Genomic DNA, 25435 nt, shown 5'->3' with positions numbered 1-25435 from the left:
CCGTCGCCTCGCGTCAGCGAGGCGACGGCGTCTTCGGCGGACGGCACGTCGGCCACGTCCTCCCCGCCCACGGCGGCGTGGGCGACCGTGCGCCAGGCGGCGTCACGCGCCGCCGCACGGCTTTCCCGGCGGGCGCGGTCCAGCATCAGGTTGAGCGCGATCCGATAGATGAGGGCCGTCGGATTGTCGGCGTCGCCGTCGGCGCTGCGGCCGGCGAGCTTCAGATAGAGCTCCTGGGCCAAGTCCTCGGCCGCAGCCTGTGAGCCGGTGCGCGCGGCGAAGAAGCGGACGAGATTCGGCCGCCGCTCCAGGTAGACGTCGAGGAGCGGGTCCGACGCCGCCGATTTGCCCCGACCGGCCATGGTCGAGACATGCCCCATTCCGCCCAAGCCGCCAATATCCCAAGCGATCCGGGACGCTCCGGATGCCCTCACCCAAGGTGAGCTCGTGCAATTGCCCGTGAACTGGCGAGGCCAGTCTGCGTTTTCGGGCGTTGACGCAACAGCGAAGCCGGAACGAAAGCGCGCTGCGGTAGGCAGACGCGCGTTCGCCGGTTAAGGAGTTGCTCACGTGTAAGGAGCGTTCGGCCCGCCGGCGCTTCAGTTGGGGCCAGGGAGTTTTCGTCAATGAGCCAACCCACCGTCCCGGGACTTGCGCCCGCGCCGACGAAACACGCCAAGCTCGTACAGTGGGTCGGCGAGATCGCCGCGCTGACGCAGCCGGATCGCGTGGTGTGGTGTGATGGTTCCGACGCCGAATGGGATCGGCTGACCGCCGAGCTTGTCGCCGCCGGAACGCTGAAACCGCTGAATCCGGCCAAGCGGCCGAACTCGTTCTACGCGGCCTCGGACCCGCGGGACGTGGCGCGGGTGGAAAGCCGCACCTTCATCTGCTCGGAGAAGCCGGAAGACGCCGGCCCCACGAACAACTGGCTCGACCCGAGCGAGATGCGCGCCGATCTGAAGGACCTGTTCAAGGGCGTGATGCGCGGCCGGACGATGTACGTCGTGCCGTTCTGCATGGGCCCGCTGGGCTCCAAGATCAGCGCCATTGGCGTGGAGATCACGGATTCGGCCTACGTGGCCGTATCAATGCGCATCATGACGCGCATGGGCCAAGCCGCCCTCGACCAGCTCGGCGAGGACGGCTTTTTCGTTCCGGCCGTCCACTCGGTGGGCGCGCCGCTGATCGACGGGGCCAAGGACGTTCCGTGGCCGTGCAACGAGATCAAGTACATCGTCCACTTCCCCGAGACGCGCGAGATCTGGTCGTACGGCTCGGGCTACGGCGGCAACGCCCTGCTGGGTAAGAAGTGCTTCGCCCTGCGGATCGCCTCGGTCATGGCCCGTGACGAGGGTTGGTTCGCCGAGCATATGCTGATCCTGAAGCTGACCTCGCCCGAGGGGCAGGTCCGCTACATCGCCGCCGCCTTCCCGAGCGCGTGCGGCAAGACCAACATGGCGATGCTGCAGCCGACGCTCGCGGGCTGGAAAGCCGAGACGATCGGCGACGACATCTGCTGGATGCGCTTTGGCCAGGACGGCCGCCTGTACGCCGTGAACCCGGAGGCCGGCTTCTTCGGCGTCGCGCCGGGCACCGGCGAGGTCACGAACAAGAACGCGGTCGATGCGCTGCACTCCAACTGCATCTTCACGAACGTCGCGCTCACCGAGGACGGCGACGTGTGGTGGGAAGGCCTGACGGCGGAGCCGCCGGCCCGCCTGACCGACTGGAAGGGCCGTCCGTGGACGCCCGACAGCGCTGAGCCCGCGGCGCACCCGAACGCGCGCTTCACGGTGCCCGCCTCGCAGTGCCCGGTGATCGCCTCGGAATGGGAAGATCCGGCCGGCGTGCCGATCTCGGCCATCCTGTTCGGCGGCCGCCGCGCCTCGGCGGTGCCGCTGGTGACCGAAGCCCGCGACTGGGCGCACGGCGTGTTCATGGCCTCGAACGTCGCCTCGGAAGGTACGGCGGCGGCCGAGAACAAGATCGGCGAACTGCGGCGCGATCCCTTCGCCATGCTGCCGTTCTGCGGCTACAACATGGGCGACTACTTCGGCCACTGGCTGGAGATGGGGCAGAAGGCGGACGCCGCCAAGCTGCCGCGGATCTACTTCGTCAACTGGTTCCGCAAGGACGAGCGCGGCAAGTTCGTGTGGCCAGGCTTCGGCGACAATTCGCGGGTGCTGAAGTGGATCGTCGAGCGGCTGGAAGGTCGCGCCGACGCCGTCGACACGCCGATCGGCAAGGTGCCCACGAAGGACAGCCTGGACCTGTCGGGCCTCTCGCTGACGGACCAGCAACTGGACCTGTTGCTCACCGTCGATCCGGCGATCTGGGCCCAAGAGGCTGCGCTGATCCCCGAGTTTTACCAGCGGTTCGGGGACCACCTGCCGAAGGGCCTGTGGGCCGAGTACGAGGCCCTGGTGAAGCGTCTAGAGCAAGCTTCGACGCCCCAAGTGGTGGCCGCCGAGTAGGCTCAGGCCCCCTCAGGCGCAGCGAAGGCCGCGGACGTGTCCGCGGCCTTTTGCTTTGGACGTCAGGATCGTTCGCCCGGCGGGGGCGCGTCGGTCTGCCGTGAGAAGCTGCTTCGCCAAGCATCGAAGTTGTCCGTCGCCGGCTCGGCTGCGCGCGGCGGCGCCGTAGCGTCCTTACGAGCGGCCGCGGCCTGAGCACGTCGACGGCGGCGTTCGTGGCGTGTCGAGAAGCGCACGTAGGCCGCCACCGCCGCCATCGGCGCGCAAACCGGCGTGATGACGCGGGTCAGCCGCGGGCGATGACGCGCAGGTTCGGCGCAGCGCCGGGCTTCTCGCCGCGAACTTGGCTGACGAGGCTGAAGAGCGCCCCGCGGACCTCCTGCTCGTCGCCCCTCGTGGCGAGCGCCTCCAGGTGGGCGAGGTGGGCCGGCGTCACGCGCAGGGCGGAGTTGGTGATCACCTCCAGCACCTTGGGCGCGCAGGGGACGGCGGACTCGGTTTCGTCCAAGAGGGCTTCCGTCAGTTTCTCGCCGGGACGCAGGCCAGTGATCTCGATGTCGATGTCGCGGCCCGGCGTGCGCCCCGACAGGGCGATCATCTGGCGGGCGAGATCGAGGATCCTGACCGGCTCGCCCATTTCGAGCAGGAACAGGCGCGCGTCGCGGCGCTCGCCCTCGGCCGAGGTGGCGGTGGCATGCAGAACAAGCTGGGCCGCCTCGGGGATGGTCATGAAGAACCGTTGCATCTCCGGATGCGTGATGGTGACGGGGCCGCCGCGCTCGATCTGCGACTTGAAGATCGGCACGACAGAGCCGGCCGAGCCCAGCACGTTGCCGAAGCGGACCGCCGAGAAGCGCGTGCCCTTGCCGGTGGACTGCTGCGCCTGGATGACGGCCTCGGCCATGCGCTTGGTGGCGCCCATGACGTTTGTCGGATCGACGGCCTTGTCGGTGGAGATCAGGATCATCTGACCGGCGCCGCAGGCCTTGGCGGCCTCGGTTACGTTCCAGGTGCCGACCACATTGGTGAGCACGCCCTCGCAGGGATGCTCCTCGACCACCGACACGTGCTTAAGGGCGGCCGCGTGGAAGACCAGGTCCGGCTTCTCGGTTTTGAACGCGGCGTTCAGGCGCGCCGCCTGACGCACGTCGCAGAGGATGGCCTTGCGCGGGATGTGCGGGAAGGTCTCGCGCATCTCGCGTTCGATCTCGAAGAGCGAAGTCTCCGAGATGTCGAGCAGGGTCAGGTGCGCGCAGTCGAACGCGGCCACCTGGCGGCAGAGCTCGGCGCCGATCGAGCCGCCGGCGCCCGTGATCAGGACGCGGCGCCCCCGGATCAGCTTGGCGATGGCGCCGCGGTCAAGTTCGATCGGGTCGCGCGCCAGGAGCTCTTCGATATTGATGTCACGCATCGGCAGCAGGGTGACGCTGTCGTGCTGCGGCAGTTCGACGATCGACGGCAGGCGCAACAGGCGGATGCCGTCGTTCTTCAGGCGGCCCAGCTGGTCCGCGGTGAGGCCCTTGAGCCGTGCGGGCTCTTCCAGGAACAGGATGGCGCGCGGATAGCGGTTCCAGCGGCGCAGTTCGGCGAGGGCCTCGTCCAGGCGCTCGAGCGTGTCGAGGATGCAGACGCCGCGCACCTGCTGGCCCACGTCGCGCTTCTCGGTCGAAACGATGCCGACGGGCGTGTAGGTGCGGTCGTGGCTGCGGGCCACGTCGCGCAGATAAGTGTCGGCCAGCGAGGGCGGGCCGATCAGCAACAGGGTCGGGGCCTGGGATAGCCGATCGGTGACGGTCTTCAGCGGCGAGAAGCTTTCCAGCGCGCGCTCGTGAAGCGCACGGCGGGCGACGCGGACGCCCATGGAGAAGGCCATCTGGAAAAGCGGCGCCATGAAGAGGGCCGACCGCGGTACGCCTTGCGCGCGGTTCAGCACGAACACGGCCAGCAGGAAGACGCCGACGGTGAGCAGGGCGCTGCGCGACAGCACCAGGGCGTCGGGAATGGAGACGTAGCGCCAGGGCGACAGCTCGCGCCGGAAGAGGAGCGCGAACAGTCCGGCGATCGTCCCGTACATGGCCGTGAGCTGGATGAACGCCGCGCCGGGGAGTTCGGCCAGCGTCAGGCCGGCCTGACTGCGCGCGATGATGAAGGCCAGGGCGAAGGCCAAGGCTGCGAGGGCCACGTCGGCGACGACGGTCTGGGCCCGGAAAGCCACACGCTCCATGCGTCGCACTCCGCTCACCTTCCGATCGCCAACACCGAGGCCGGAATGCGGCCGCTCAGGAACTCGCCAGACACGGCAATGACGGTGCGAAGCGCGCCGACTCCTATGTCTGCTAGGCCTCTTAGCTTAAAAAGGAGCGCCTAGAGGCGCAAACGAAAAGCCGCCGCAGCGCTCCGCGGCGGCTTCGCATGGGGTGGTCGCGGCGCGCGGGCCTCAGAAGGCGAGCTTCAGGCCTGCGACGACGCGGCTGTCGTACAGCTTGCCGAACTCATGGGCGTCGGTGTCCCAGTAGCGCACGTCGATGCCGACCTTGTCGGTGAGGGCGAAGCCGACGCCCAGGTTCCAGGTGGTGTAATCGCCGGCGTCGGCGATCGTCTGGTGGCCCAGCGCGCCGCTGATCGAGAATTTGGTCTGGGGGATCGGGTAGGTGGCGTTCACCTCGTAGTACCAGGCGTCGCCCGTATCACCCGTGAACTCGGGCGAGTAGTAGACCGCGGCGCCCAAGGTGGCCGGGCCGGCGGGCACGGAGGCCGCGACCTTGCCTTCCCAATAGTCCCAGTTCGCGCCCGAAGGCTGGTCGGCGTAGCCGTAGTAGATGACGCCCAAGTCAAGGCTGACGGCGCCGAGTGTCGGGCGCACGCCCGCGTAGAGGTCGTATTCGAAATCGGTGGAGTCGCCGAAATCGACGTTCGAGGCCCAGACGCCGGCGTAGCCGATCGAGCCCAGGGTGGCGTCCACGCCGCCGAACACCTGCGGATCCTCGTCCGTCTGGCTGACCCCCCGGAAGACGTACTCGGTCGCGGCGCCGACGTTGAACGACAGCGAAACCGGGCCTTCGTCCTGGGCGTGAGCGACGCCCGAGAAGGCCAGCGTGCCTGCGGCGGCGAGAAGCGACACTTTGAGCTTGTTCATTTTCTCTATCCCCTATGTCTCCGATCCGACCGCAGTCCGACCGTGCACGGCCATGGTTGGCGCGTTCACGGGCAGATCAACGCACAGGGAAGGCTAAGGCCTTGCCGCAGGCCCGCTGGGCGAACTTTGGGCGGCGGACCGGGGCGGCGCCGCATAATTGGGCAGGGCCGCTAGCGCGCCATGAGCGGCGCGAAGCCCAGGTGCATGCCGGCGTCCACGAGGAGCGTCTCGCCGGTGACATGGCGCGAGGCAGGCGAGGCCAGGAAGACCGTCGAAGCGGCGATGTCGTCGGGCGTGGACGCCGCCCTGAGCGGCGTAGTCGCCTGGGCGTTGGCGCGAACCCGCTCGACGGCGGCGTCCGGCATGCCCTTGCCGAACCAGGGCGTATCGATGAACCCGGGGCAGACAGCGTTCACGCGGATCTTCGGCGCAAGCGCACGGGCGAGTGAGAGGGTCATGGTGTTAAGCGCCCCCTTGGACGCCGCATAGGGCACCGAGGAGCCGATGCCGGTCACGCCGGCGATGGAGGCGGTGTTGACGACGGCGCCTGGGCGTGGGGCGGCCTCCAGCAGCGGCCGGCAGGCGCGAATCATCTGATAGGGACCCACGACGTTGACGGCGTAGAGCTCCAGGAAGTCCTGCCCGGAGACCGCGTCGAGGTCGTGGTGGCCAGCGAAGCGCGTCACGCCGGCGTTGTTGAACAGGGCGTCGATCCGGCCGAACGGCTGGGCCGCAGCGGCGATCTTCCGGCAGTCCTCGTCGGAAGCGACGTCGCCTTGCACGAGCACAGCTTGGGCGCCGTGCTCGCGCACCAGCCGGGCTGTCTCTTCGGCCTCATCGGAACTGCGGGCGTAGTTCACGACCACCACTGCGGCGCCTTGGCGGGCGGTCTCGACCGCCACGGCCCGGCCCAGGCCGGTGGAGGCGCCGGTGACAACCACAACGAAGTCCTCGAAGTCCCGAGCCATTGCGTCACTCCCTGCGCGTGTTGTTCGGCGACCTAGTAGCCGCTAAAGCCGCAGCCATGGAAGAGACCCATCTGAGCCAGCTCGGACGCGACGTGCGGGGCTTCGACAGCCCCGAGGCGGCGGTCCTGGAGCGCGTGCCTAATCCGCACCCGGACACGACGTACCTGGTCCGCTTCGTCGCCCCGGAGTTCACGTCGCTGTGCCCGGTGACGGGGCAGCCCGACTTTGCGCACCTCGTGATCGACTACGCGCCGGCCGATTGGCTGGTGGAGTCCAAGTCGTTGAAGTTGTACCTCGGCTCGTTCCGCAACCACGGGGCGTTCCACGAGGATTGCACGGTCGCCATCGGCCGGCGGCTGGTCGCCGAACTCGCCCCGAAATGGCTGAGGATCGGCGGATACTGGTATCCGCGCGGCGGCATTCCCATCGACGTTTTCTGGCAAAGCGGAGCGCCGCCCGAAGGTCTTTGGCTACCGGACCAGGGCGTGGCGCCGTATCGTGGACGCGGCTAAGCGGCGGCGAACAGACTGGGGCAGGCATTTCCCCGGCGCTTCACGCCGATCTACTGCCGGCCGGAAGAAAAGCGGTGGTTAACGGCCCGAATCTCTTCTGAGCCTGGGAGAGAACCGGCGCGTCGCGCTTCATGCGCCGACTCTCCTCGCACGCGAAAAGTACGCCGCGGAGTCCGCGGAAGCCTGTTCGGGCTTCCCAAAAGCTGCGTACGGGCCTATAGGTGAACGTGCCCAACTCTCCTCGGGCGTGTCACCTCAGGCCGGGCGGCGCGGCGCGCCGTCCGGCCGCTGTGTGTCTGGGGCCGGAATCTACTCTTCGGGCGTCCAACGGCTGACGAGGCTGTCCACGTCCGGCCGCTCCCGCTCGAGCGGCGCCTCCGCGGCCGTCCCGATCATCATGAATCCCGCAACGCGCTCTCCGCCGCTGAGGCCGAGGATTTCGAGCGCCTCCGGATCGAAGCTGTACCAGTCCGTGATCCAGTTCGCCCCGTAGCCCATCGCCAGGGCCGCGTGCAGCAGGTTGGTGCAGACGGCGCCGGCCGACAGGATCTGTTCCCACTCCGGGATGGCCGCGGCCTTGACGCGCGAAACGACCACCACGGCCAGCGGCGGGGTCTTGAGCTTGGCGAGCTTCGCCGCCTGGGCGACGTCTTCCCGATTGCGGGCGAGGGCTTCCAGGCGGCCGGCGAACGTCGCCTTGGCCTGGCCTTCCAACACGATGAACCGCCAGGGTGTCAGCTTGCCATGGTCGGGCGCCCGCGCCGCGAGCCTCAGCAACTGGTCCAGCTCGGTGGGTTGGGGTGCAGGCTCGGTCAGGGTGATCGCGGAGGCGGATCGGCGCAGGGCCAGGAACCGAAGGACTTCCGGTGCGGGCGCGGTCGGCAGCGGGCTCCCGAACTCAGGCTCGGGCGGCAGGGCAGGGCTCAAAGGTTGGACTTCGCGTTTAAGGAAACGATAGAGGCCCACCCTTTATGGGTGCCCCCGCGCGATCCGCAAGGCGAGGCGACAGATGAATGGCAAACCCGCCTGGCTGAAGGCGCACGGCAAGGCCTGGGTGCGCGGCGAGGGGCGCCCGATCTACGACAATCCTTGGATCAACGTCACCGAGTACGACGCCGTCGCGCCGACCGGCCGCCCCGCGCTGTACGGTGTCGTCAGCTTCAAGAACATCGCCATAGCGGTGCTGCCGCTGCATGACGACGGAACGGTGACCCTCGTCGGCCAGCACCGGCTGCCGCACGGTGACTACAGCTGGGAGATACCGGAAGGCGGCGCGCCCGCCGGCGAGGACCCGCTCGAGGCGGCGCAGCGGGAACTTGCCGAGGAAACCGGCCTCAAGGCCGCCGAGTGGCGCGAGTTGATGCTGGTGCAGCTCTCCAACTCGATCACCGACGAACTGGCCGTGGGATATCTCGCCGTGGGGCTCTCGCCGGCGGACGGCGAGCACGAGGTCGACGACACGGAGGCGCTGGCCATCGCGCGCGTGCCGTTCCGGGAAGCGCTGGACGCCGCGCTCGTCGGCCACATGCCGGACGTGCTCACGGTGGCGATGCTGCTCAGGGCTTACCATATGGCTCGTGAAGGGCTTTTGGCGCCGCCGCTGGCGCGCGCCATGTTAGGCTAAGGGAGAAGCCTATGGGTCGGGAGGAACCGATGAGCCGCCTCGAGGTGGTGAGCCCCGCAAGCCCGCCGCCGGTCTGGGCCGCGCTGCGCAACGAAGCCTATGCCGCCGCCAAGAACGAGGCGGCGCTGGCGAGCCTGCTGGCGGCGGTGATCCTCAATCACGAGACCCTCGGCGACGCGCTGTCGTACCAGCTTGCGCGCAAGCTGGGCGACCAGGAGCTGCGGGCCATGAGCCTGCGCGACACCATCGAAGAGGCCTACGACGCCGATCCGAGCATCGTGGAGACCGCCGAAGCCGACCTGAAGGCGGTGTTCGAGCGCGATCCCGCCTGCAAGGGCTATGTCCAGCCGTTCCTGTTCTTCAAGGGCTTCCTGGCGCTGCAGACCCACCGAGTGGCGCACTGGCTGTGGAACGAAGGCCGCGAGACCCTGGCGTTCTACCTGCAGAGCCGCTCGAGCGAGCTGTTCCAAGTGGACATCAACCCGGCGACGAGGATCGGCCGCGGCGTGTTCGTCGATCACGGCACCGGCATCGTCATCGGCGAGACCGCGGTGATCGGCGACGACGTCTCGATGCTGCAGGGCGTGACCCTGGGCGGCACGGGCGCCGAACGCGGCGACCGCCACCCGAAGGTCGGCAAGGGCGTGCTGCTGGGCGCCGGCGCGAAGGTGCTGGGCAACATCACCATCGGCGACTATGCCAAGGTCGCCTCGGGCTCCGTCGTGCTGAAGCCGGTGCCGCCCGGATGCACCGCTGCGGGCGTCCCCGCGCGGCTGGTCAACTGCCCGACCTGCGAGGAGCCCGCCAAGAGCATGGACCACACGCTGGCCGATGCTGTGTACGACTACGTGATCTGAGGTTCCTAAAGGCGCGGCGAGTCGGTAGGTTCGCGCCCGATTTGCCGTACTCCAGGAGCGCCCGCGTGGACGAGAAGACCATCCGCAAGATCGAAGGCCATCTGCGCGGGACCTTTGCCAACGCGCGTATCACGCTCGTGCCGCGCCCCAAGCAGAAGGACTCCTGCGAGGTCTATATCGGCGAGGAATTCGTCGGCGTGGTCTTCCAGGACGAAGACGAGGACGGCTCGTTCATGTTCGAGATGGCCATCCTCGCCGAGGACCTGCCCTAGCGCACCCGCGTGACTTTCAAGCTGCCGGCGGGCAACGGCTCGATCGGCGGCTGCTCCTCGGGCGGGCCCAGCCAAGCGGCCCACGCCGACCTTGGCAGGATGGCGACCTGGCGGTCGTGGTACGGCGCGATGTCGGGACCCGGCGCGCAGGTCAGCATCGTGAACCGATCGTCGCGCACGAGGCCAGCGATCCCCAGGAGGCCGCCGTCGAGCGGCTCGAACAGCCACTTGGACTTCGGGCTCTTGGTCCCGGTGAATTCGTAGAAGCCGTCGGCCGGAATCAGGCAGCGGCCAGTCGGGAACCGGCGGCCTTCCGAGCGGAAGTTGATCACCGGGCCGCCTTTGGGATTCGGGAAGCCCCAACGCAGCTGCTTCAGGCGCGCGCCGCCGTCCTGGCCCACGATGATCGGCGCCGGGTCGGTCGGGCGAATGGAGGGGCGCGGCTCAAGGTTCGGTCTGCCACCGTCGAAGTCCAGCGGGATGTTGAGTTCGCCGAATTCCCGCAGGAGCTCGTCGAGGGACTTCTGAGAACTGAACTCGTTGCACATGCGGCGCAGGTGGCCCGCTCGCCGGCCACTTGGCAAGCGCGATGGCGCGCCGCATCAAACATACAGTTCGGCGAAATCGAGCTCTGTATTTAAGCTGCGCCGCGGATGATCCGGCGAGCCTGGAACGGTGGGATGATGGCGGTGATGTGAGCCGCCCAGCGGAGCTTGGCGTCGTGGCGCATCGGGCCGGCGACACTCTCCAGATCGTAGAGGCCAGGGCGCGAGCCGCGCAGCAGGCGCTTGACTAGAACCTCGTCCGTGTCGGTCTCGACGACCACGACGTGGCCCAGCATGTCGGGCGTCGGCGGCGTGCGCTGGTCCTCGAAGTAGATCAAGGCGCCGTCGTCGGCGACGCCGCGCATGGAGTGGCCCACCACCTTCAAGGCCGCGGCCTTCTCGGTGCCGCCGGGAGGGATCGGCGCGAGCTCCGCAGGATCCTGACCTGTGGCGAAGAGCACGACGCCGTCAGGGTTGGCGCCGACGCGGCCGACCACCTGGACGAAGCCGGGCTCGGCCGAGCCCTGCATGGGCCCCGCGGCGTCATAGAGCCACTCGGGCCGGACACCGAAGGCGGCGGCGTATTCCTTGGCGCGTCGGTATGAGAAGGGCGCGTTGCCGTTCTCGTTCGAGGCGTAGGTGTTGCGGCTCCAGCCGAACGCGTCGGCCGCGGCGGCGGCGGTCTCGAAGCCCTTGTCGATGCGGGCCCGGCGAAGGCGTTCGGCGCGGCCGTCCATGGCGGTCCCTGTGGCGTCTCGTCGCTGTAGATAACCTGCAGAAACTCTTTGCGCAACGCCAATGTATATAATATACAGTTCCACATGAGCGATCAGGATCCCTGGGCCGGGCTGGCCTATGCGAACCTTCGCCGGGGCGGGGCCCCGGCCTGGCGCGCCAAGAGTGAACTGGGTCTCGGCGTCAATTTCGGACGCAGGTGTGAGGCGAACTTCCGGGCCGGGTCCATGCGAGGCGAGATGAAGCCGAAGTTCGCGCGCGACGCGGAGCACGTCGCGGCGGTGAAGGCGGCCGGAGGCTATCCGGCCATCACGTCGTGAGCGCGGCGCCGGACGCGGCCCAGGTGGTGGCGCGGGCGCTGAGCCGTCGTGCGCCCCCGGACCGGGCACAGTTCCTGCGGGAGTTGCTGGCCCACACCGCCGCAGGGCTGGTGATCATCGAAGGCGAACGAGAAGCGGGCGAGGCGGTCTACCGCCTGGCCGACGCGGTGGTGGCGCGCGGCTCGCGCCGCTGAGGACATCGGAGGACGAGATGGCGAAGGCGGACCCTGCGCGTCAGGCGCGGGACAGACTTCTGCGCCTGGAGCGCCAGGCGCGCGCCCAGGCAGAGGCGCGGGCCGTGATGGACGGCGTGGCCGAGACCGTGGCCCTTTCCAGGGCGCGCGGCGCGGCGATTGAGACCCCCGGGAGAGGCAAGGCGCGGGCGCAGCCGGTCCGACGGCTGAGCGGTTTGGAGTGGCTATTGCGCAAGGGGCGGCTGAGCGTCGCCGAGGCGGCGGCTGGCGAACGGTACGGTCAGGCGTATCGTCGGGCCAAGCTAGATCCGGCCATTCCTTCGACGCTGGAGGTGCAGGCGCAGACCGCCTTCAGCGCCGCCGGACCATCCCTGAAGCATCTGGTGGCGCGAGCGCACGGAACCGCCCAAGCGAGCGAGCTGCTGGCCGGCTACCGGCGACGGCTGCTGATGCAGCCGGACCTGATCGGCGCGTGTGACGAGATCTGCGGCGAGGAGCGAACTCCTCGTGAGGCGGCAGGCGGAGACCGGGATGGCGCGCGCCTGGAGGCAGTGCTGAAGGTGGCGCTGAACATCCTCGCCCAGCCTTAGTGCGACTGGCCGTTCTCGAGGATGTGGACGACGGCGTCCTGGATGATCTCAGGACCTCGTTCCCGTTCTCGACACCTGAGCCACGCCACCAGTCCGAGGCGACTTGGGCCATAAAGTAAGTTCGCGTTTTGTTCTTGACTTGAGCGCGCGTTTATGAGAGAGTTATGTCAGCGCTGATGAGTGCGTCTGCCGCCGCTCCGGTCTAACGGTGGGGCTGGGTCACTACTCCGCTCTTCCATCCGTTCATCGTGGAGGGGAGGTCGTGCCTCCATCCAGGATCCAGGACATGGGGAGGTGGCGCTCTATGCCCCCCTGCGACGAACCGTCTGGGGTTCTCCCAGTCGGGTCGCATCGCGTCGCTTCGATCAACGTGGCGCGCCGTTCTTAGCCAACTCGGCTTCGGCCAGGGTCAGCCAGGTCTCGGTGATGCGGCAGATGGCGGCGCGTTCGCCGAGGTCCTGCAGATGGGACAGCAGGGTCAGCGCCTCTTCGGCGCGGCGCACGTAGCCGGCCGCGGCGAAGGCATGGGTCGCAAGGACCGGCGCCGGCGTTCGCGCCCGTCGGGCGACTTCCAGGAATTCGACGTCACCAGGCATCGGAAGCACTCCGCGTCCCGAGAGCGGAAGCAAGGCAAACGCCCGGAGGCCGGAAGAACCGGCCGGCTGGCGCCTGGGTCGTGATCTCGGATCTCAAACTAGCATGGAGGTGGCGGGCGCTCTGTCGAAAATCGACAGAGCCAGTGCGCCCGCGCCCCTTCTTCACGGAGTTGAACATGCAGACATCGGACGGTGAGGCGCCCAAGAAGGCCAAAGCAGCCACGCAGGCTCAGGTGCGCACCGAGGCGCGACGGCTGGCTATCAGCGCGCTCAAGACGCTGCAGTCCGTGATGGAGGGCGATGGACAGGCGGCGGTCCGCATGGCCGCCGCCCGAGAGATTCTGGATCGTGGATACGGTCGGCCGAAGCCGCGCGAGACCAAGTCTGCGCCCGCACCGGAGCCGGAAGGCATGACCGTGATCGTGCGCAAGTTCACCGACCCGCCCGGCTGCCGCGAGGTCGATGACGGAGGCGAGGCTTGAGCAAGCGGAAGACGAAGCTCAGGGAGGCCGATTTCCCTCGGGTGCCGAGCCTCTGGACGCCGCGCGAGTACCAGAAGCCGCTGCTGCACTACCTCGAACGAGGCGGGCTACGGGCTGACGTCGCCGCACACCGGCGCTGGGGTAAGGACGAGGTCGCCTTGCACTGGGCGGCGACGCAGGTGCTGGAGCGGGCGGGCGTGTATTGGCACTTGCTGCCGGAGGCCAGTCAGGGGCGCAAAGCGGTCTGGGACGCCGTGAACCCGCACACCGGCCTGCGGCGGATCGACGAAGCGTTCCCCAAGCACACGCGGTCCCGCACCCTCGATGGCGGAATGGCGATCCACTTCAAGAAGGGCTCCGTCTGGCAGGTTTGCGGATCGGACAACTACAACTCGCTGGTGGGCTCACCGCCGGTGGGCGTGGTGTTCTCCGAGTGGGCGCTGGCCAAGCCTGACGCCTGGGAGTTCCTGCGGCCCATCCTGGCGGAGAACGGCGGCTGGGCCTTGTTCCTGTGGACGCCGCGGGGGCGCAACCACGCGACGCGCGCGTTCGAGAGCCGGATGAACGATCCCGAGTGGTTCTGCCTGCGCTCGCCCGCCACCGAGACGGATGTGTTCACGCCCGCGCAGCTGGAGAAGGAGAAGGCGGAACTGGTCGCCGAGCTGGGTTCGCCCGAGGAGGGCGAGGCGCGGTTCGCTTCCGAATACCTGGTGGACTTCAACGCCGCCGCGCCGGGGACCTACTACGCCGGTCTGCTGGGCGAGGCCGAGCGGGCAGGGCGCATCGCGCGCGTGCCGTACGACCCGGCGCTGAAGGTCGACACCGCGTGGGACCTGGGGATCGATGACTACACGGCCATCTGGTTCTTCCAGCAGACCGGCCGCGAGGTGCGGGCGATCGACTATTTCGAGACCAGCGGCGAGGGACTGGCCTCAGTGGTGCGGCAGGCGATCGCCGGTAAGCCCTACACCTATGGGACCCACCACCTGCCGCACGACGTGATGGTGCGGGAGCTGGGCACCGGCCGCTCGCGGTTCGAGACCCTGACGTCTCTGGGGCTGTTCGGGATTTCGGCGGGGCACGCGACGGATCCGGAAGAGCGGGTGAACGCAGCGCGGTTGATGATCCCGCTGACCTGGTTCGATGCGGAGCGCTGCGGCCGCGGTCTGGAGCGGCTGCGGGCCTACCGCAAGCGATGGAACCGCTCGACGCGCAGCTATGCCGGTCCGCTGCACGACCAGGCGAGCCATGGGGCCGACGCCTTCGGAGAGTTCGCGCTGAACCGGACGGGCGCGGCTGCCGGCAGGGCGCCCGTCCGGCGAGCGCACGTCGGCGCGCTGTCGTGGATGGGCTAGGGAAGGTGCGGCGGCGGCCACCGCCCCTCGGGGTGAGGGTGGGACGGTCGATGGGCTCGCGAAAGGACCGCCGCGGCGCCTGCGAAGAGCACGATGTTAGCTGAACGTCGCGTGACCAAGGGCGAAGCTGCCGCGGCGAACGCCGCAATCGCGATGCAGGCCAGGGTTGCGTTCGACACCCGCTGCACGCCACAAGCCCCTGTTAAGACTAATAAAACGCCTGCGCGTCCAAATTGAGCGCGGCGGCCGCAGAGCCGCTGCGCGGGGAGGCGCACATGAGAGAAGCTGCCGTGTTCGCCAAATGGCGCGCGGCCGTGGCGGTCTGCGTCGTACTGACGGGATGCGCCACGGCGAAGGGCTCCGAGGCGCCCGCGTCGCCGGACGTGGCGGGCTTGTTCAGGACGCCGTCCCAGATCGGCGGCCTTGCGCCAGCGCCGACCGCGGGTTGGTACGTTCCGCGCCAGGCGCCCCGCTATGTGAAGATGGGGCTAGCGCGTCAGACCACGCCCCGGCCTGGTTGGCTCGCGCGACTGCTGCCGCGTCGCAAGGCCGAGCCGGCGGCGGTGATCGCCGAGACCGCCGCCCTGCCGTTGCCGTCGGTCGTGCAGATCACCAGCGTCGCCACTGGCGCGACGCTGCGGCTTCGCATCGAGGAACGCGCCGCGATGGGCGACGACCTCGTCCGGCTGAATGCGGCGGCCGCCCAGGAGCTGGGCGTCTCGGGCGCCGAGGCCAAGCTGGTGCGCGTGCGGTTCATCGAGCCGGCGATCACCTATCGTGAAGGCGCGCCGCTGACCTACGCCATGGCGCGGCGGCCAAGGACGCACAGTCAGCTCGCGGTCGCGCCCGCAGCGCCCGCTCACGTTCCCCCAGCCGCAATGTCGGCCGACACCAGCGTGCGCCCGATCGCGACGGCGCGTCAGGAACAGCCGCTCGCCAGGACGCGCGTGCTGGCCGCGGCAGCGCCGGCTCCCTCGGCCCTTCCACGGCCGCCTGAGGCGCCTTCGAGGGCGGCCGCAATAGCGCAAGCGGCCACCTTGAGTGTCCAGGCGGGGGCGTTTGCAAACCCGGGCAACGCCAAGCGGGCCGTGGCCATGCTGACTGGGGCAGGTCCGGCCCGGATCCAGTCGCTGCAGCGAGCGGACGGCGTGACGCTCTATCGGGTCCTGGTGGACTGCCAGGGCGGCGCCCAGCAGGCTGAGGCGGTGCGTGCGAAGGTCGTTCGGGCCGGCTTCGCGGACGCCCGGGTCGTCCGAGCCTCCTGACCCGCGAGCGAAAACGCCCCGACCGGATCCAGTCGGGGCGCCTTCGATGTGACACGCGGCGGAGAGGGGGCTCGTCAGCGCCGCATCAGTGTAACAGGCGGGCGGGTCGTCGGTTCCGGATGGCCCCGCAACCGGGCCGCACAGGCGGCAACCGGGGGTTCGTTCCGTGGACAAGAAGGGCGGGGTAGGCGCTGGAGGACCGGCGTGGGGACCGCATGGACCTGAGTAAAGTCCACTTCCTGGTCATAGACGATAGCCACGAAACCGTGCTGCTGGTCCGTTCGGTGCTGGCGAGCTGGGGCGCGAAGGTCGTCCACGAGGCGGGCGGGATCGAGCGGGCGCTGGAAATGCTCACGACCGCCAGCCCGGACATCGCCATCCTCGACCAGCACCTGGGCGGCGACGACGGCGTGTCGCTGCTGCGGTTCATTCGGCACGAGGGCGCCAACCCCTATCTGCCGGTCATCGTACTCTCGGCGGACGGTCGTCCCGCCAAGGTCGCCGAAGCACGCGACGCCGGCGCCAACGAGTTCCTAGTCAAGCCTTTCACGGCGCGAGGCCTCTATGGCCGGCTGCAATCGGTGATCCATCGGCCGCGGCCGTTCGTGCGCTCGGTAGACTACTTCGGCCCGGACCGGCGGCGCCGTGACGACCCGGAGTACCCCGGGCCAGAGCGCCGCGGGAGCTAGGCCGCTAGACGCCGAGCGTGGCGGCCAAGATCGCGGCGGTGGAGAGCGCAGCCCCCAGGGCAAGCCCGCCGAGCACGGCCGCAAGGCAATCGAACAGTCCGAGGGGCCGCCACTCCATGGGCGGGACGCTCGCGGCGGTCCCGATTCCGCGCCACGGCGCCAGGGTTGCAGCCCCGCCAACCAAGAGGCGCATCGGCCAACTCACGCGCACCTGATGAAACCTTGGCCTGCGCTCCGCATTAGGCCCGCGGACACAGAGGAGACTCGTCTCATGGATGGCGTTGGCATTATCGGCGCAATCATCATCGGTATCTTGGCCGGCTGGATCGCCGAAAAGGTGATGCGGCGTAACCACGGCTTGCTCACCAACCTGATCGTCGGCGTGGTGGGTGCGTTCCTCGGCAGCTTCATTGCGACCGCCCTCGGCTTCGACGCGGGCGAAGGCATCCTGCCTAGCCTGCTGATCGCGACCGCGGGTGCGATCCTGCTGCTGTTCCTGCTGGGCCTGTTCCAGCGCCGGCGCGCCTAACGCCGGACCTGTCAAAGCGTCGGAGGCCGGCGCGGCGGGAAACCGTCCGCCGGCCTTTTTGCTGCGCCGCGTCAGGCGGAACAATAGCGTGATCGGGCCACTGCGAGGCCGCGGGAACCTTGGCCGCCGCATCCGACTTGAAGCGCACGTCACAGGTAGATGGAGATTACGAATGCGTGCTGCTGTTTGCGCTGTCGCTCTCGCTGGGCTGATGGGTCTGGCCGCTTGCGCCTCGAACAACGACGACATGGCCGAAGCCGACGTCGGGACCTCGGTGAACACCGCCGCCGCGGCGCCCGCGGCTGAGCCCGCTCCGGCCCCGGCGCCTGCGCCCGCTCCGGCTCCGGCCGATACCGGGACGGCGGCGGACACCGGCGCCACCACCCGCGCCGGGGAACGGGGCTGATCGCAGCCAAGGGATCGCGTGCGCCAGGGCGGCCAGCGCCTGGGCGCACGCGCTTTCCGCTAGCAACCGCAGCGGTCGCCTGCCTGGCGCTGTCCGGGTGGGCGTCCGCGTCTGCGCAGGTCTGGCCTGACCCGCCCACGCGGACTGCGACGCGCGCGGACGTGGCCCAGGCGCTGCGGGCTCAGATCGAGGCCGGCGGCGTCGATCCAGACGTCGCCGCGTTCTACCGCGCGCGGGCGTTTCGGCCCCTCTGGGCGCCGGGTCGCCTCCGCCTCGATGTTGATCGCCTCGCCGCGCGGCTGGGCGTCGACGCGACCGCCCAACACGATGACCCGTGGCGGCTGGCCGAGATCGAGCTGGCGTTGTCGACCGCCTACGCCGTCCAGGCGACGGAGCTCGAGACGGACCGGCCCGAGCGCCTGGCCTACATCGACCCGGCGCTCGCGCCCAAGAGGAAGGGCAAGCGCGAGGCGCTGGAGACCGCCGCACAGGCGCCGTCGGTGGCCGACCTGGTCGAGGCGGAAAGCGGGGCCCGCAACCCAATCTACGAAGACCTCGCCCGCGCCCTGGAGCGCTATCGGCTACAGTGGGCCGGCTTGCCGGACATCCGCATCGCCGCTGGGCGAGACCTGGGGCCGGGCGCCACCGGCGTCCGCGTCGACCAGTTGCGCGCGCGGCTGGGGTTGCCGGAGACCGGCCGGCCCTTCGATGGCGCTCTGGAGCACGCCGTCCGCGCGTTCCAGCGGGCGCATGGCCTGCAGCCGACCGGGCGCGCCGACGCGGCGACGCTTGCCGCGCTGAACGCCGGGCCGGCCCATTACGAGCGCCTGATCGAGGCGAACCTGCATCGGGCGGAGGCGCTGCCGGCCTCGTTCGGCGAGCGCTTCATCATGGTGGACGCTGCGGCGGGTCAGCTCTGGTTCTACGAGAAGGGCCAGGAGCTGGCGGCGATGAAGGTGGTCACGGGCAAGCCCAGCCAACCGACGCCGATCATGGCGGGCATGATCCGCCACCTGATCTTCAATCCCTACTGGAACGTGCCTGAGGACCTGGTGCGGACATCGATCGCGCCCAAGGTGCTGGAACACGGGCTCAAGTACGTCGAGGACGAAGGGCTGGAGGTGCTGGCCGACTATTCCGACGGCGCGCCCGTGCTGGATCCGGCGTCCGTCGACTGGAAGGCCGTGGAGGCGGGGACGCTCAGTGTGCGCGTCCGGCAACGCCCGGGGCCGAAGAACATGATGGGTAAGGTCAAGCTGATGCTGCCCAACCCGCTGGGCATCTATCTGCACGACACGCCGCACAAAGGCGACTTCGCCAAGTCGGAGCGGCTCGCCAGTTCGGGCTGCGTGCGGCTGGAGGACGCCATGCGCCTGGCCCGCCTGCTGGTGGGCGAGACGGCGGCGGAAGCGGCTGTCGCTGTGGGCGGCGAAGAGAAGCGCGTCGACCTGGTCGAACCGGTCCCTGTCTACATCACCTATTTCACCGCCATCCCCACAGAGGAGGGGCTCGTGTTCCGCCCCGACGTCTACGGCCGGGACAAGGCCTGGGACGCCCAGCACGCCGCGGGGAGCTTCACGACGCCGACAGCCGGCGGCCAAGACGGTTGACTCTCGTTTTTACATCTGTAGCGAATGCGTGTGCTACAACTGTAAAAAACACGGGAAGGAAAACGTCGATGCGAGCAAAGGTGACGAGCCTGGCCATAACGGCCTGGGCCATGGCGGGGGCTGCGTCCGCCCAGGCGGATCCTCGGATGACGGTCGTTCCTCCGTCAGAGCGGCTGACGTTCGGCGGTGTGTTCGCGGATGCATCGGTCGAGGTGCAGGTGGCCATGGCGCTGATGATCGCCGGCGCCGTCGCAGCCCCGGCGATCTGGGCCCTGAACCTCTCGAAGGTCGGGAGCGCCGACACCAAGGCCCTCGCGGGAGGCTTGGGGTGGTTGAAGATCATCCGCTCGTCGGGCGTCTTCCTGGGCGTGCTGACCGCGAGCTTCATCCTGCTGTCGGGCTTCATCGGCATCTCGAACGTGCGGCCGACCCCCAGCCTGACCGTTCTGGCGCCGGGCTTCGCCGAGGCGACGCTGGCGATCATGCTGGGGCTGCTGGCCTCGACCCTCGCGGTGATCTGCGAGCGGCACCTCGAGGCGCGGATCCGCCGCGCCGCAGCTTGAGCCGGAGCGATGTCCGCCCCGCGGATATCGGCCGCCGAGAGCCAGATCATGCAGGCGCTTTGGACCTCGGGCCCGCAGGGGGCCGAGGAGATCATGGCGGCCGTCGCTCCAGCCAACGGCTGGGGCGAGGCCACGGTGCGCACACTGATCAGCCGGTTGATGAAGAAGCAGGCGGTGACCTCGGAACGGCGCGGCGGCCGGGTCGTGTATGCGCCCATGGTCAGCCGTGAGGCCTATGTGACCGCCGAGAGCCAGGGGCTGCTGGACCGACTGTTCGGCGGCCAGGTGGCGCCGATGGTCGCGCACTTCACCAAGGCCAAGGCGCTGTCGCGGGAAGACGTGGCAAAGCTGCGGAGGCTGTTGGCCGAGCTGGAGGCTGAGGAGGACGACTAGCCGCGTCGCGCCTCACCAGTTGCAACTGGTGTCGACCCACAGCGTCAGCGAGCCGACGCTCTTGGCCGCGCCTTCGGCCTGCAGGCAGCTGGCGAGCGCGCCTTGGAACGCGGGCCAAGTCTCCGCGGCCGCGGTCAGCAAGGCCAGCGTGGTCGCGGCGTCGGCGGCTCGCGAGGCGCACCTGCGCGCAGTCGTGAGGGTGGCGAGGCTGAGGGCCTGCGAGCTACGAAGTTCCGCGATCAGCTCGCCGCGACGTTCGAAGGCCGCCAGCCGGAGCGGGGAGGCGAGGGCCAGCTCGCCAGCGGGCGCGATCGCGCCTGGGGCGCAGGCCTGGAGCGGCAGAGCTTCGGTCCATAGCCGGTCCGACGGAAACCACATGATGTGCGTGCGCGCGTCGCCTGCGCCGGCGTCCGCCGTCGCGGCCATAACGGGCGAGGCCAGCAACGCCAGCCCCAGGCCCAAACCTACCGATGACAGACGCATCGCGCCCCCGACTTCCCCGCGACGAAACGAGCTTAACCATTCGTTAAAGTCAACGGATTGTTCGGCGGCTGTGGTTGCGGTGTGTTCGCATTTTGTTCTTGACGTCCGCGCGCATTTATGAGACAGTCCTGTCAACGTTGATGAGTGCGCCCGCCCTCTGGTGGTGAGCCTCAGGCGTCCCTTCCTTTGCGACATTATCCAGGCGGCCGCCGCGCCGCCCTCACCCGCCTGAGCTCGCTCGCGCGGGCGCTGGCCTATGAGGCTTCACCTTGTCCGACGACGAACTGATCCGGGAGGCCCGCGAGGCCTTCGAGCTGGCCGCCGACGCCGAGGCCGAGAACCGGCGCGAGGCGCTGGACGACCTGCGCTTCGCGAGGCTTGGCGAGCAGTGGCCCGAGAAGGTGCGGCGCGAGCGGGAGCTGGAGGGGCGGCCCTGCCTGACCATCAACCGGCTGCCGGCCTTCATCCGCCAGGTCGTGAACGACGCGCGGCAGAACAAGCCCGCGATCGCGGTGCATCCCGTGGACAGCGGCGCGGACCCCGAGACGGCGGAGGTGTTCAACGGGCTGATCCGGCACATCGAGCAGAGCTCGGACGCGGAGGTGGCGTACGACACGGCCCTGGACTTCGCGGTGACCAGCGGCCTTGGCTACTTCCGGATCAACACCCGCTATTCCACCGACGACGGCTTCGACCAGGACATCGTGGTGGAGCGGGTGGCCAACCCGTTCGCGGTGTATGGCGATCCGGAGTCGACCGCGGCCGACAGCGCTGACTGGAACACGGCCTTCGTCGTGGACACGCTGCCCAAGGTGGCGTTCGAGACGCGCTGGAAGGGCGCCCAGGCGGTGGACTGGGAAGCGGAGGACTACGGCCGGCTGCCGGGTCCCTGGGTCGACGGAGACCGGATCATGATCGCCGAATACTGGCGGCGCGAGCGGACCACGCGGACGGTCCTGGCGCTGTCGGACGGCCAGGTGATCGAGGAGCCGACCTACAAGGCCCAGAAGGCGATGTTCGACGCCTTGGGCGTCAGCGTGGTCGGCCGGCCGCGGCAGGTGGCGAGCCACAAGGTCGTGCAGCGGATCATGACCGGCGCCGAGGTGCTGGAGACGGTGGACTGGGCGGGCAAGTTCATCCCGATCGTGCCGGTCTATGGCGAGGAGCTGATGGTGGACGGCAAGCGCCGGCTGCGCAGCCTGGTGCGGGACGCCAAGGACCCGCAGCGGATGTTCAACTATTGGCGCACGACCTCCACCGAGCTGGTGGCGCTGGCGCCGAAGGCGCCCTTTATCGGGCGGAAGGGGGCGTTCGAGACCGACAGCGCCAAGTGGGCGACGGCCAACGTCCAGAGCCACGCCTACATCGAATACGACGGACCCGAGCCGCCGATGCGCCAGCCGTTCGCCGGCGTGCCGGCCGGCGCGCTGCAGGAGGCGATGAACGCCTCCGACGACATGAAGTCGATCATGGGCCTGTATGACGCGAGCCTGGGGGCCCGGTCGAACGAGACCAGCGGCCGGGCGATCATGGCGAGGCAGCGGGAGGGTGACGTCTCGACCTTCCACTACATCGACAATCTCAGTCGCGCGATCCGGCACGCCGGGCGCATCATGCTGGACCTGATCCCTAAGGTGTACGCGACGCCACGGGTGGTGCGCGTGCTGGGTCCGGACGGGGCGCCGCAGAGCGTGGGCGTCGCGCCGGGCGGGCAGGCAGGCGAACAGCTGAGGAAGATCGGCAGGATCTACGACCTGACCGCCGGCAAGTACGACCTGACGGTGCGTTCGGGGCCGAGCTTCACCAGCCGCCGGGAAGAAGCGGCGACGCAGATGATCGAGCTGATCCGCGCCTATCCGGCCGCGGCGCCGCTGTTGGGCGACCTGCTGGCGCGGAACCTGGACTGGCCCGGCGCGGACGAGATCGCCCAGCGGCTGGGCGCGTTGCTGCCGCCGCAGGTGAAGGGCGCATCGCCCGAGATCGAGCAAGCCAAGCAGCAGATGGGCAAGCTGGCCCAGGCGTTGGCGGCGGCGAAGGCCGAGGTGGAGGCGCTGAAGCGCGACCGCGCCCACGAGGCGAGGAAGCTGGAGATCGAGGCCTTCGAAGCGGAGACTAATCGGCTGAAGGCGATGCGGGGCTGAGGTCGATCCGGTGGCGGTATGGCTCCGGCGGCTGGGTCCAGAAGCGGCGGGCGAGCCAGAGGCTAAACAGTGCCGACGGGACGCCCACGACAAAGCTCGCCACCCGCCACCCGCCGGGAGGTGCGACGAGCGGCCATAGCGCGCCGATCACGATGGCAGCCACGCACCAGAAGACCGCCGCCGCCTTCAGCAGCTGAACCCGCGCTATCGTCGTTCGCAGGCGCTTCTCAGACAGCACAAGCCATGCCGCGACGAAGCTCGGAGCCATGATCACCGCCGTGATCGCTATGAGTCCCGGAATGGTGGTGAGCGGCTTCCAGAACGGGATGAAGAACAGCCAAGGCGCGAGGCTTAGGCTGAAAAGGGCGGCGCAGCGCCAGAAGTCGCCCTGTCGGAACCGCTCATGATCCTCGCCGATGAGGGAGCCCCAGATGAGCGCCAGATAGCCTCCGGCGAAGCAGCCCAGCGCATAGGCCCAAAGCTCCGGATCCCCCCAGAAGAAGTTGAAGACATACATGGCGATGCCGAGGTAGCCGAACTTTCCCACGAAGGCCTTCAGGAGGCGGGGAAAGCCTCGATCGTAATCATGCGGCTCGAGCGCGTTCGACATACGTTCCCATAGCCCGGCGGCGATGTTGGCGACAAGAAGGCGTTGCGATGGATCAAAGACAACGAGACGCCATCGGCAAGCAGATCGGCGAGAGCGCCGTCTCGGCGGTGGAGAACATCTACAATCTGCCTCACGTCCAGAAAGGCCCGCGGGCCGCTCCCAGGGTCCGCTACCTCGTAAGCGGCTATCGGGGCTCGCCAGGTCTTATCGGCGGCGCCGGCGGCATCGCGCTCAGTGTTGCGAACGTGGCGACGGCGAAGAACAAGGGACGGGCGCTTGCCGAAGCTGCAGGAGGGCTTGTGGGCGGCGCGATTGGCTCGGGCCTGGGCGGCGGCATCGCCGCGCCGGTCACCGGCACGGTCGGCGCAGCCGCTGGAAGCTGGGCCGGCGGGCACCTCTACGACGCTGTCGAGGACCTGCTGACACCCGAGGAGATCGAGAACCGTCGGAGGATCGCCGAGACCAAACGCATCAACGACGCCCGCAACCGCGCGTAGCGTGTGGGCTAGGTCGACGCCGTCGGCGGCGGTTCGCGGCCGCGTTCCACGAGCTTGACCGCAGCAAGGGCGGCGGGGGCGGCGAGGCCGAAGGCTACGATGAAGCCAAAGAAGCCCAGGCCGCTGCCCAGGGAGAGGAGTCCCAGCGCGGCAAGCCCAAGTGCGATCAGGCCGTAGATCGCCGCGCCCGTCTGCAACAGCCACGCGTAGGATCGCGCCGACCGCTGCGGGGGCTTCGCACGCCCGGCGAGCAGCATGGCGACCCCGCCCCAGGCATAGAGAACCGGGAAGAAGAGCAGGAGCCCCACTCTGCCGCCGAAGCCGGCGACCGGCGCGACGAGGGGCCAAAGCAGAAGTCCATGGGCGAGCACCGCCGAGGCGCGTCGCTTGTCGCCGGCGCGCCCGGCGACCCGGAAGACGATCACTGGCGTCCAGACGACGACGGCCAACAGCCAGCCCACGTAAGGCGCCCACTCGAACGCCTGGTCCTTGGTGATGAGCGCGCCGAAGTAGAGGAGCAGGGGAAAGCCAAGCAGGCCGTCGAGCGCGTTGGTAAGCCCCCAGGTGTCCCGCTCATCCTCAGCCGAGAAGCTGTCGTCGCGCTGCTGCCACGGATAGCGGCGCCGTCGTGAGCGCGCCGTCCAGGACATCATCGAACTTGTGCCTGGCGCCCGTTTAAGGGGCGCCCGGCTGCTCTGGGTTCTTCATAGGTTCCAGACTAGCGGTCCTGTCCGCGGGGCCAACACCAATACGGGAGCGACAGCTTGAGTCCTGAAGAAGAGAAGCGGCGGCGCGGGCAGATGACCGCCGAGGGCGCGCTGGCCGCGCAGACACGGTTCATGGCCGACACCGGGAGGAGAATTCCCAAGTCGGCGCCCAGAGCTGTCCGCGCCGTCGCGAAGGGCGCGGGAGGCGCGCCGGCTCTGGTTTACGACGCCGCGAACTTCGCGCGGGCGGACGACAAGTGGCGCGAGGGCTTCTCCATCCTCGCCGGCGCGGCTGGAGGCGCCATCGGTGGTGCGATGGGAGGCGCCACAGGGTGGGCGGCCCCTGTAGCTGCCCCCGCCGGCGCGGCCATTGGCTTCGCTGCGGGCTCGAACTTCGCGACCGAGCTCTACGACCAGAACTAAGCCCGCATCCGGCCACATACACGGGCTGCCGAAGAGACGTGGGACGATCTCGTTGAGAACACGCGGCGCCTCGCCGACACCAAACGGTGGATGGCCGAACGCGCCGAGCAACTGCTGCGGTCCGATCCGTCGTTCAACCGCATCCGCCGCCTGACCGGGCGCTAACCTTCGAGGACATTCATGGAAGACCAAGACCCCATCTCGGTGGGCGAAGAGCTCGCGCGCGCGGAAGAGTTCGCCCTCGAGGCGGAAGACGCGGCCGAGGCCGAAGAGATCGCTGGCGATGCCGAGGACCTGTTCGAGCTGGAGCTGGACGGCCAGGTTCATGTGCTGCCCGGCGCGCTGAAAGGCGCGTTCCTGCGGCAGGCCGATTATACCCGCAAGACCCAGGAACTGGCCGAGCAGCGCCGGGCGCTGGAGGCGGAGCGGGGCGCCTGGCAGGGTGCGTCCGCCGAC

Annotated in this window: 33 protein-coding genes; 21 read left to right on the top strand and 12 right to left on the bottom strand. The window is 69.0% G+C overall.

Going from position 1 to position 25435, the window contains the following annotated elements:
- Positions 1-362: sigma factor (locus RIF93_RS06910; RefSeq protein WP_309089751.1), on the bottom strand; the 362-nt coding region annotated here is incomplete at its 3' end.
- Positions 363-626: 264 nt separating this feature from the next.
- Here RIF93_RS06910 and RIF93_RS06905 point away from each other — a divergent pair.
- Positions 627-2477 carry a phosphoenolpyruvate carboxykinase (GTP) gene (locus RIF93_RS06905; RefSeq protein WP_309089750.1) on the top strand — a complete coding sequence of 617 codons (1851 nt, stop codon included), beginning with the start codon at positions 627-629 and terminating at the stop codon, positions 2475-2477.
- A 286-nt stretch (positions 2478-2763) separates the two neighbouring features.
- On the opposite strand, the gene RIF93_RS06900 is transcribed toward RIF93_RS06905, so the two are convergent.
- The 3 genes from RIF93_RS06900 to RIF93_RS06890 form a co-directional block, all read right to left on the bottom strand.
- Positions 2764-4701: a nucleoside-diphosphate sugar epimerase/dehydratase gene (locus RIF93_RS06900; protein ID WP_309089748.1), complete on the bottom strand. Its 1938-nt coding sequence runs from the start codon at positions 4699-4701 to the stop codon at positions 2764-2766.
- 213 nt (positions 4702-4914) lie between these two features.
- Positions 4915-5613 (bottom strand): TorF family putative porin, encoded by a 699-nt coding sequence (locus RIF93_RS06895; protein WP_309089746.1) that lies wholly within the window; start codon positions 5611-5613, stop codon positions 4915-4917.
- Between the two features lie 170 nt (positions 5614-5783).
- Positions 5784-6581 (bottom strand): SDR family NAD(P)-dependent oxidoreductase, encoded by a 798-nt coding sequence (locus tag RIF93_RS06890; protein ID WP_309089745.1) that lies wholly within the window; start codon positions 6579-6581, stop codon positions 5784-5786.
- A gap of 56 nt (positions 6582-6637) precedes the next feature.
- On the opposite strand from RIF93_RS06890, the gene queF reads away from it, so the two are divergent.
- Positions 6638-7093, top strand: coding sequence for a preQ(1) synthase (gene queF, locus RIF93_RS06885; RefSeq protein ID WP_309089743.1), 456 nt, complete (start codon positions 6638-6640; stop codon positions 7091-7093).
- A 309-nt stretch (positions 7094-7402) separates the two neighbouring features.
- Here queF and RIF93_RS06880 read toward each other — a convergent pair whose 3' ends face one another.
- The gene (locus RIF93_RS06880; protein WP_309089742.1) at positions 7403-8020 is read right to left on the bottom strand and encodes a nitroreductase; all 618 of its coding nucleotides are present in this window, start codon (positions 8018-8020) and stop codon (positions 7403-7405) included.
- 82 nt (positions 8021-8102) lie between these two features.
- On the opposite strand from RIF93_RS06880, the gene RIF93_RS06875 reads away from it, so the two are divergent.
- From RIF93_RS06875 to RIF93_RS06865, 3 genes are all read left to right on the top strand, one after another.
- On the top strand, positions 8103-8717 hold the full coding sequence (locus tag RIF93_RS06875) for an NUDIX hydrolase (protein ID WP_309089740.1): 615 nt from the start codon (positions 8103-8105) through the stop codon (positions 8715-8717).
- Between the two features lie 29 nt (positions 8718-8746).
- Positions 8747-9574: a serine O-acetyltransferase gene (gene cysE, locus RIF93_RS06870; RefSeq protein WP_309089738.1), complete on the top strand. Its 828-nt coding sequence runs from the start codon at positions 8747-8749 to the stop codon at positions 9572-9574.
- Between the two features lie 65 nt (positions 9575-9639).
- Positions 9640-9846 carry a DUF3126 family protein gene (locus RIF93_RS06865; protein ID WP_309089736.1) on the top strand — a complete coding sequence of 69 codons (207 nt, stop codon included), beginning with the start codon at positions 9640-9642 and terminating at the stop codon, positions 9844-9846.
- Here RIF93_RS06865 and RIF93_RS06860 read toward each other — a convergent pair.
- Positions 9843-10394 (bottom strand): SOS response-associated peptidase family protein, encoded by a 552-nt coding sequence (locus RIF93_RS06860; protein WP_309089734.1) that lies wholly within the window; start codon positions 10392-10394, stop codon positions 9843-9845. The genes RIF93_RS06865 and RIF93_RS06860 overlap by 4 nt on opposite strands.
- Before the next feature lie 89 nt (positions 10395-10483).
- Complete coding sequence (locus tag RIF93_RS06855; protein WP_309089732.1) at positions 10484-11128, bottom strand: S24 family peptidase; 645 nt, start codon at positions 11126-11128, stop codon at positions 10484-10486.
- A gap of 84 nt (positions 11129-11212) precedes the next feature.
- Here RIF93_RS06855 and RIF93_RS06850 point away from each other — a divergent pair, with 84 nt between their 5' ends.
- Genes RIF93_RS06850 through RIF93_RS06840 form a run of 3 tightly spaced genes read left to right on the top strand, consistent with a single transcriptional unit; the run spans position 11213 to position 12230 of the window.
- Positions 11213-11446 carry a hypothetical protein gene (locus tag RIF93_RS06850; protein ID WP_309089730.1) on the top strand — a complete coding sequence of 78 codons (234 nt, stop codon included), beginning with the start codon at positions 11213-11215 and terminating at the stop codon, positions 11444-11446.
- Positions 11443-11640, top strand: a complete 198-nt coding sequence (locus tag RIF93_RS06845) for a hypothetical protein (RefSeq protein WP_309089728.1) — start codon at positions 11443-11445, stop codon at positions 11638-11640. Before RIF93_RS06850 ends, RIF93_RS06845 begins: the two co-directional genes overlap by 4 nt.
- Positions 11641-11657: 17 nt before the next feature.
- Positions 11658-12230, top strand: a complete 573-nt coding sequence (locus RIF93_RS06840; RefSeq protein ID WP_309089727.1) for a hypothetical protein — start codon at positions 11658-11660, stop codon at positions 12228-12230.
- Positions 12231-12595: 365 nt separating this feature from the next.
- On the opposite strand, the gene RIF93_RS06835 is transcribed toward RIF93_RS06840, so the two are convergent.
- Positions 12596-12826 (bottom strand): hypothetical protein, encoded by a 231-nt coding sequence (locus tag RIF93_RS06835; RefSeq protein WP_309089725.1) that lies wholly within the window; start codon positions 12824-12826, stop codon positions 12596-12598.
- A 176-nt stretch (positions 12827-13002) separates the two neighbouring features.
- On the opposite strand from RIF93_RS06835, the gene RIF93_RS06830 reads away from it, so the two are divergent.
- From RIF93_RS06830 to RIF93_RS06815, 4 genes are all read left to right on the top strand, one after another.
- Positions 13003-13308: a hypothetical protein gene (locus RIF93_RS06830; RefSeq protein ID WP_309089723.1), complete on the top strand. Its 306-nt coding sequence runs from the start codon at positions 13003-13005 to the stop codon at positions 13306-13308.
- The gene (locus RIF93_RS06825; protein WP_309089721.1) at positions 13305-14663 is read left to right on the top strand and encodes a hypothetical protein; all 1359 of its coding nucleotides are present in this window, start codon (positions 13305-13307) and stop codon (positions 14661-14663) included. The genes RIF93_RS06830 and RIF93_RS06825 overlap by 4 nt, the downstream gene beginning before the upstream one ends.
- Before the next feature lie 275 nt (positions 14664-14938).
- Entirely contained in the window at positions 14939-15928 is a 990-nt protein-coding gene (locus RIF93_RS06820) for an SPOR domain-containing protein (RefSeq protein WP_309089719.1), read from the top strand.
- 215 nt (positions 15929-16143) lie between these two features.
- Complete coding sequence (locus tag RIF93_RS06815) at positions 16144-16617, top strand: response regulator (protein ID WP_309089717.1); 474 nt, start codon at positions 16144-16146, stop codon at positions 16615-16617.
- Positions 16618-16621: 4 nt separating this feature from the next.
- Here the strand turns inward: RIF93_RS06815 and RIF93_RS06810 are convergent, their stop codons facing one another.
- Positions 16622-16810: a hypothetical protein gene (locus RIF93_RS06810; RefSeq protein ID WP_309089715.1), complete on the bottom strand. Its 189-nt coding sequence runs from the start codon at positions 16808-16810 to the stop codon at positions 16622-16624.
- 78 nt (positions 16811-16888) lie between these two features.
- On the opposite strand from RIF93_RS06810, the gene RIF93_RS06805 reads away from it, so the two are divergent.
- The 5 genes from RIF93_RS06805 (at position 16889) to RIF93_RS06785 (ending at position 20118) form a co-directional block, all read left to right on the top strand.
- Positions 16889-17146 carry a GlsB/YeaQ/YmgE family stress response membrane protein gene (locus RIF93_RS06805; protein ID WP_309089713.1) on the top strand — a complete coding sequence of 86 codons (258 nt, stop codon included), beginning with the start codon at positions 16889-16891 and terminating at the stop codon, positions 17144-17146.
- Between the two features lie 211 nt (positions 17147-17357).
- Positions 17358-17552 (top strand): hypothetical protein, encoded by a 195-nt coding sequence (locus tag RIF93_RS06800; RefSeq protein ID WP_309089711.1) that lies wholly within the window; start codon positions 17358-17360, stop codon positions 17550-17552.
- 161 nt (positions 17553-17713) lie between these two features.
- Positions 17714-19162 (top strand): L,D-transpeptidase family protein, encoded by a 1449-nt coding sequence (locus RIF93_RS06795; RefSeq protein ID WP_309089709.1) that lies wholly within the window; start codon positions 17714-17716, stop codon positions 19160-19162.
- Between the two features lie 68 nt (positions 19163-19230).
- Positions 19231-19725, top strand: coding sequence for a hypothetical protein (locus RIF93_RS06790; RefSeq protein ID WP_309089707.1), 495 nt, complete (start codon positions 19231-19233; stop codon positions 19723-19725).
- 9 nt (positions 19726-19734) lie between these two features.
- Positions 19735-20118, top strand: a complete 384-nt coding sequence (locus tag RIF93_RS06785) for a BlaI/MecI/CopY family transcriptional regulator (RefSeq protein WP_309089705.1) — start codon at positions 19735-19737, stop codon at positions 20116-20118.
- 12 nt (positions 20119-20130) lie between these two features.
- Here the strand turns inward: RIF93_RS06785 and RIF93_RS06780 are convergent, their stop codons facing one another.
- Positions 20131-20601, bottom strand: coding sequence for a hypothetical protein (locus RIF93_RS06780; protein ID WP_309089703.1), 471 nt, complete (start codon positions 20599-20601; stop codon positions 20131-20133).
- A gap of 269 nt (positions 20602-20870) precedes the next feature.
- On the opposite strand from RIF93_RS06780, the gene RIF93_RS06775 reads away from it, so the two are divergent.
- Positions 20871-22742: a portal protein gene (locus RIF93_RS06775; RefSeq protein WP_309089701.1), complete on the top strand. Its 1872-nt coding sequence runs from the start codon at positions 20871-20873 to the stop codon at positions 22740-22742.
- Here RIF93_RS06775 and RIF93_RS06770 read toward each other — a convergent pair.
- A complete protein-coding gene (locus tag RIF93_RS06770; protein ID WP_309089699.1) occupies positions 22714-23352 on the bottom strand; it encodes a hypothetical protein in 639 nt (212 codons plus the stop codon). The genes RIF93_RS06775 and RIF93_RS06770 overlap by 29 nt on opposite strands.
- Before the next feature lie 47 nt (positions 23353-23399).
- Between RIF93_RS06770 and RIF93_RS06765 the strand changes: the two genes are divergently transcribed.
- Positions 23400-23849 carry a hypothetical protein gene (locus RIF93_RS06765; protein WP_309089698.1) on the top strand — a complete coding sequence of 150 codons (450 nt, stop codon included), beginning with the start codon at positions 23400-23402 and terminating at the stop codon, positions 23847-23849.
- A gap of 8 nt (positions 23850-23857) precedes the next feature.
- On the opposite strand, the gene RIF93_RS06760 is transcribed toward RIF93_RS06765, so the two are convergent.
- Positions 23858-24502, bottom strand: a complete 645-nt coding sequence (locus RIF93_RS06760; protein WP_309089696.1) for a hypothetical protein — start codon at positions 24500-24502, stop codon at positions 23858-23860.
- 147 nt (positions 24503-24649) lie between these two features.
- On the opposite strand from RIF93_RS06760, the gene RIF93_RS06755 reads away from it, so the two are divergent.
- Together RIF93_RS06755 and RIF93_RS06750 are read left to right on the top strand one after the other, a co-directional pair.
- Positions 24650-24979 carry a hypothetical protein gene (locus tag RIF93_RS06755; RefSeq protein WP_309089695.1) on the top strand — a complete coding sequence of 110 codons (330 nt, stop codon included), beginning with the start codon at positions 24650-24652 and terminating at the stop codon, positions 24977-24979.
- A 180-nt stretch (positions 24980-25159) separates the two neighbouring features.
- The coding region (locus RIF93_RS06750; protein WP_309089693.1) for a hypothetical protein at positions 25160-25435 on the top strand (276 nt) is incomplete at its 3' end.

Source organism: Phenylobacterium sp., assembly GCF_031181185.1.
In the GTDB taxonomy this organism is placed as follows: Bacteria; Pseudomonadota; Alphaproteobacteria; order Caulobacterales; family Caulobacteraceae; genus Phenylobacterium.
Note: the sequence above shows the minus strand (reverse complement) of the source record. Positions and strands in the feature narration are given on the sequence as shown.

Bases quoted from the DNA above. Each gene is read 5' to 3' on its own strand.
- RIF93_RS06905 (WP_309089750.1), top strand. From the start codon at position 627: ATGAGCCAACCCACCGTCCCGGGACTTGCGCCCGCGCCGACGAAACAC.
- RIF93_RS06900 (WP_309089748.1), bottom strand. From the start codon at position 4,701: ATGGAGCGTGTGGCTTTCCGGGCCCAGACCGTCGTCGCCGACGTGGCC.
- RIF93_RS06895 (WP_309089746.1), bottom strand. From the start codon at position 5,613: ATGAACAAGCTCAAAGTGTCGCTTCTCGCCGCCGCAGGCACGCTGGCC.
- RIF93_RS06890 (WP_309089745.1), bottom strand. From the start codon at position 6,581: ATGGCTCGGGACTTCGAGGACTTCGTTGTGGTTGTCACCGGCGCCTCC.
- queF (WP_309089743.1), top strand. From the start codon at position 6,638: ATGGAAGAGACCCATCTGAGCCAGCTCGGACGCGACGTGCGGGGCTTC.
- RIF93_RS06875 (WP_309089740.1), top strand. From the start codon at position 8,103: ATGAATGGCAAACCCGCCTGGCTGAAGGCGCACGGCAAGGCCTGGGTG.
- cysE (WP_309089738.1), top strand. From the start codon at position 8,747: ATGAGCCGCCTCGAGGTGGTGAGCCCCGCAAGCCCGCCGCCGGTCTGG.
- RIF93_RS06860 (WP_309089734.1), bottom strand. From the start codon at position 10,394: ATGTGCAACGAGTTCAGTTCTCAGAAGTCCCTCGACGAGCTCCTGCGG.
- RIF93_RS06855 (WP_309089732.1), bottom strand. From the start codon at position 11,128: ATGGACGGCCGCGCCGAACGCCTTCGCCGGGCCCGCATCGACAAGGGC.
- RIF93_RS06850 (WP_309089730.1), top strand. From the start codon at position 11,213: ATGAGCGATCAGGATCCCTGGGCCGGGCTGGCCTATGCGAACCTTCGC.
- RIF93_RS06840 (WP_309089727.1), top strand. From the start codon at position 11,658: ATGGCGAAGGCGGACCCTGCGCGTCAGGCGCGGGACAGACTTCTGCGC.
- RIF93_RS06835 (WP_309089725.1), bottom strand. From the start codon at position 12,826: ATGCCTGGTGACGTCGAATTCCTGGAAGTCGCCCGACGGGCGCGAACG.
- RIF93_RS06830 (WP_309089723.1), top strand. From the start codon at position 13,003: ATGCAGACATCGGACGGTGAGGCGCCCAAGAAGGCCAAAGCAGCCACG.
- RIF93_RS06820 (WP_309089719.1), top strand. From the start codon at position 14,939: ATGAGAGAAGCTGCCGTGTTCGCCAAATGGCGCGCGGCCGTGGCGGTC.
- RIF93_RS06815 (WP_309089717.1), top strand. From the start codon at position 16,144: ATGGACCTGAGTAAAGTCCACTTCCTGGTCATAGACGATAGCCACGAA.
- RIF93_RS06810 (WP_309089715.1), bottom strand. From the start codon at position 16,810: ATGCGCCTCTTGGTTGGCGGGGCTGCAACCCTGGCGCCGTGGCGCGGA.
- RIF93_RS06805 (WP_309089713.1), top strand. From the start codon at position 16,889: ATGGATGGCGTTGGCATTATCGGCGCAATCATCATCGGTATCTTGGCC.
- RIF93_RS06800 (WP_309089711.1), top strand. From the start codon at position 17,358: ATGGGTCTGGCCGCTTGCGCCTCGAACAACGACGACATGGCCGAAGCC.
- RIF93_RS06790 (WP_309089707.1), top strand. From the start codon at position 19,231: ATGCGAGCAAAGGTGACGAGCCTGGCCATAACGGCCTGGGCCATGGCG.
- RIF93_RS06785 (WP_309089705.1), top strand. From the start codon at position 19,735: ATGTCCGCCCCGCGGATATCGGCCGCCGAGAGCCAGATCATGCAGGCG.
- RIF93_RS06780 (WP_309089703.1), bottom strand. From the start codon at position 20,601: ATGCGTCTGTCATCGGTAGGTTTGGGCCTGGGGCTGGCGTTGCTGGCC.
- RIF93_RS06770 (WP_309089699.1), bottom strand. From the start codon at position 23,352: ATGTCGAACGCGCTCGAGCCGCATGATTACGATCGAGGCTTTCCCCGC.
- RIF93_RS06765 (WP_309089698.1), top strand. From the start codon at position 23,400: ATGGATCAAAGACAACGAGACGCCATCGGCAAGCAGATCGGCGAGAGC.
- RIF93_RS06760 (WP_309089696.1), bottom strand. From the start codon at position 24,502: ATGATGTCCTGGACGGCGCGCTCACGACGGCGCCGCTATCCGTGGCAG.
- RIF93_RS06755 (WP_309089695.1), top strand. From the start codon at position 24,650: ATGACCGCCGAGGGCGCGCTGGCCGCGCAGACACGGTTCATGGCCGAC.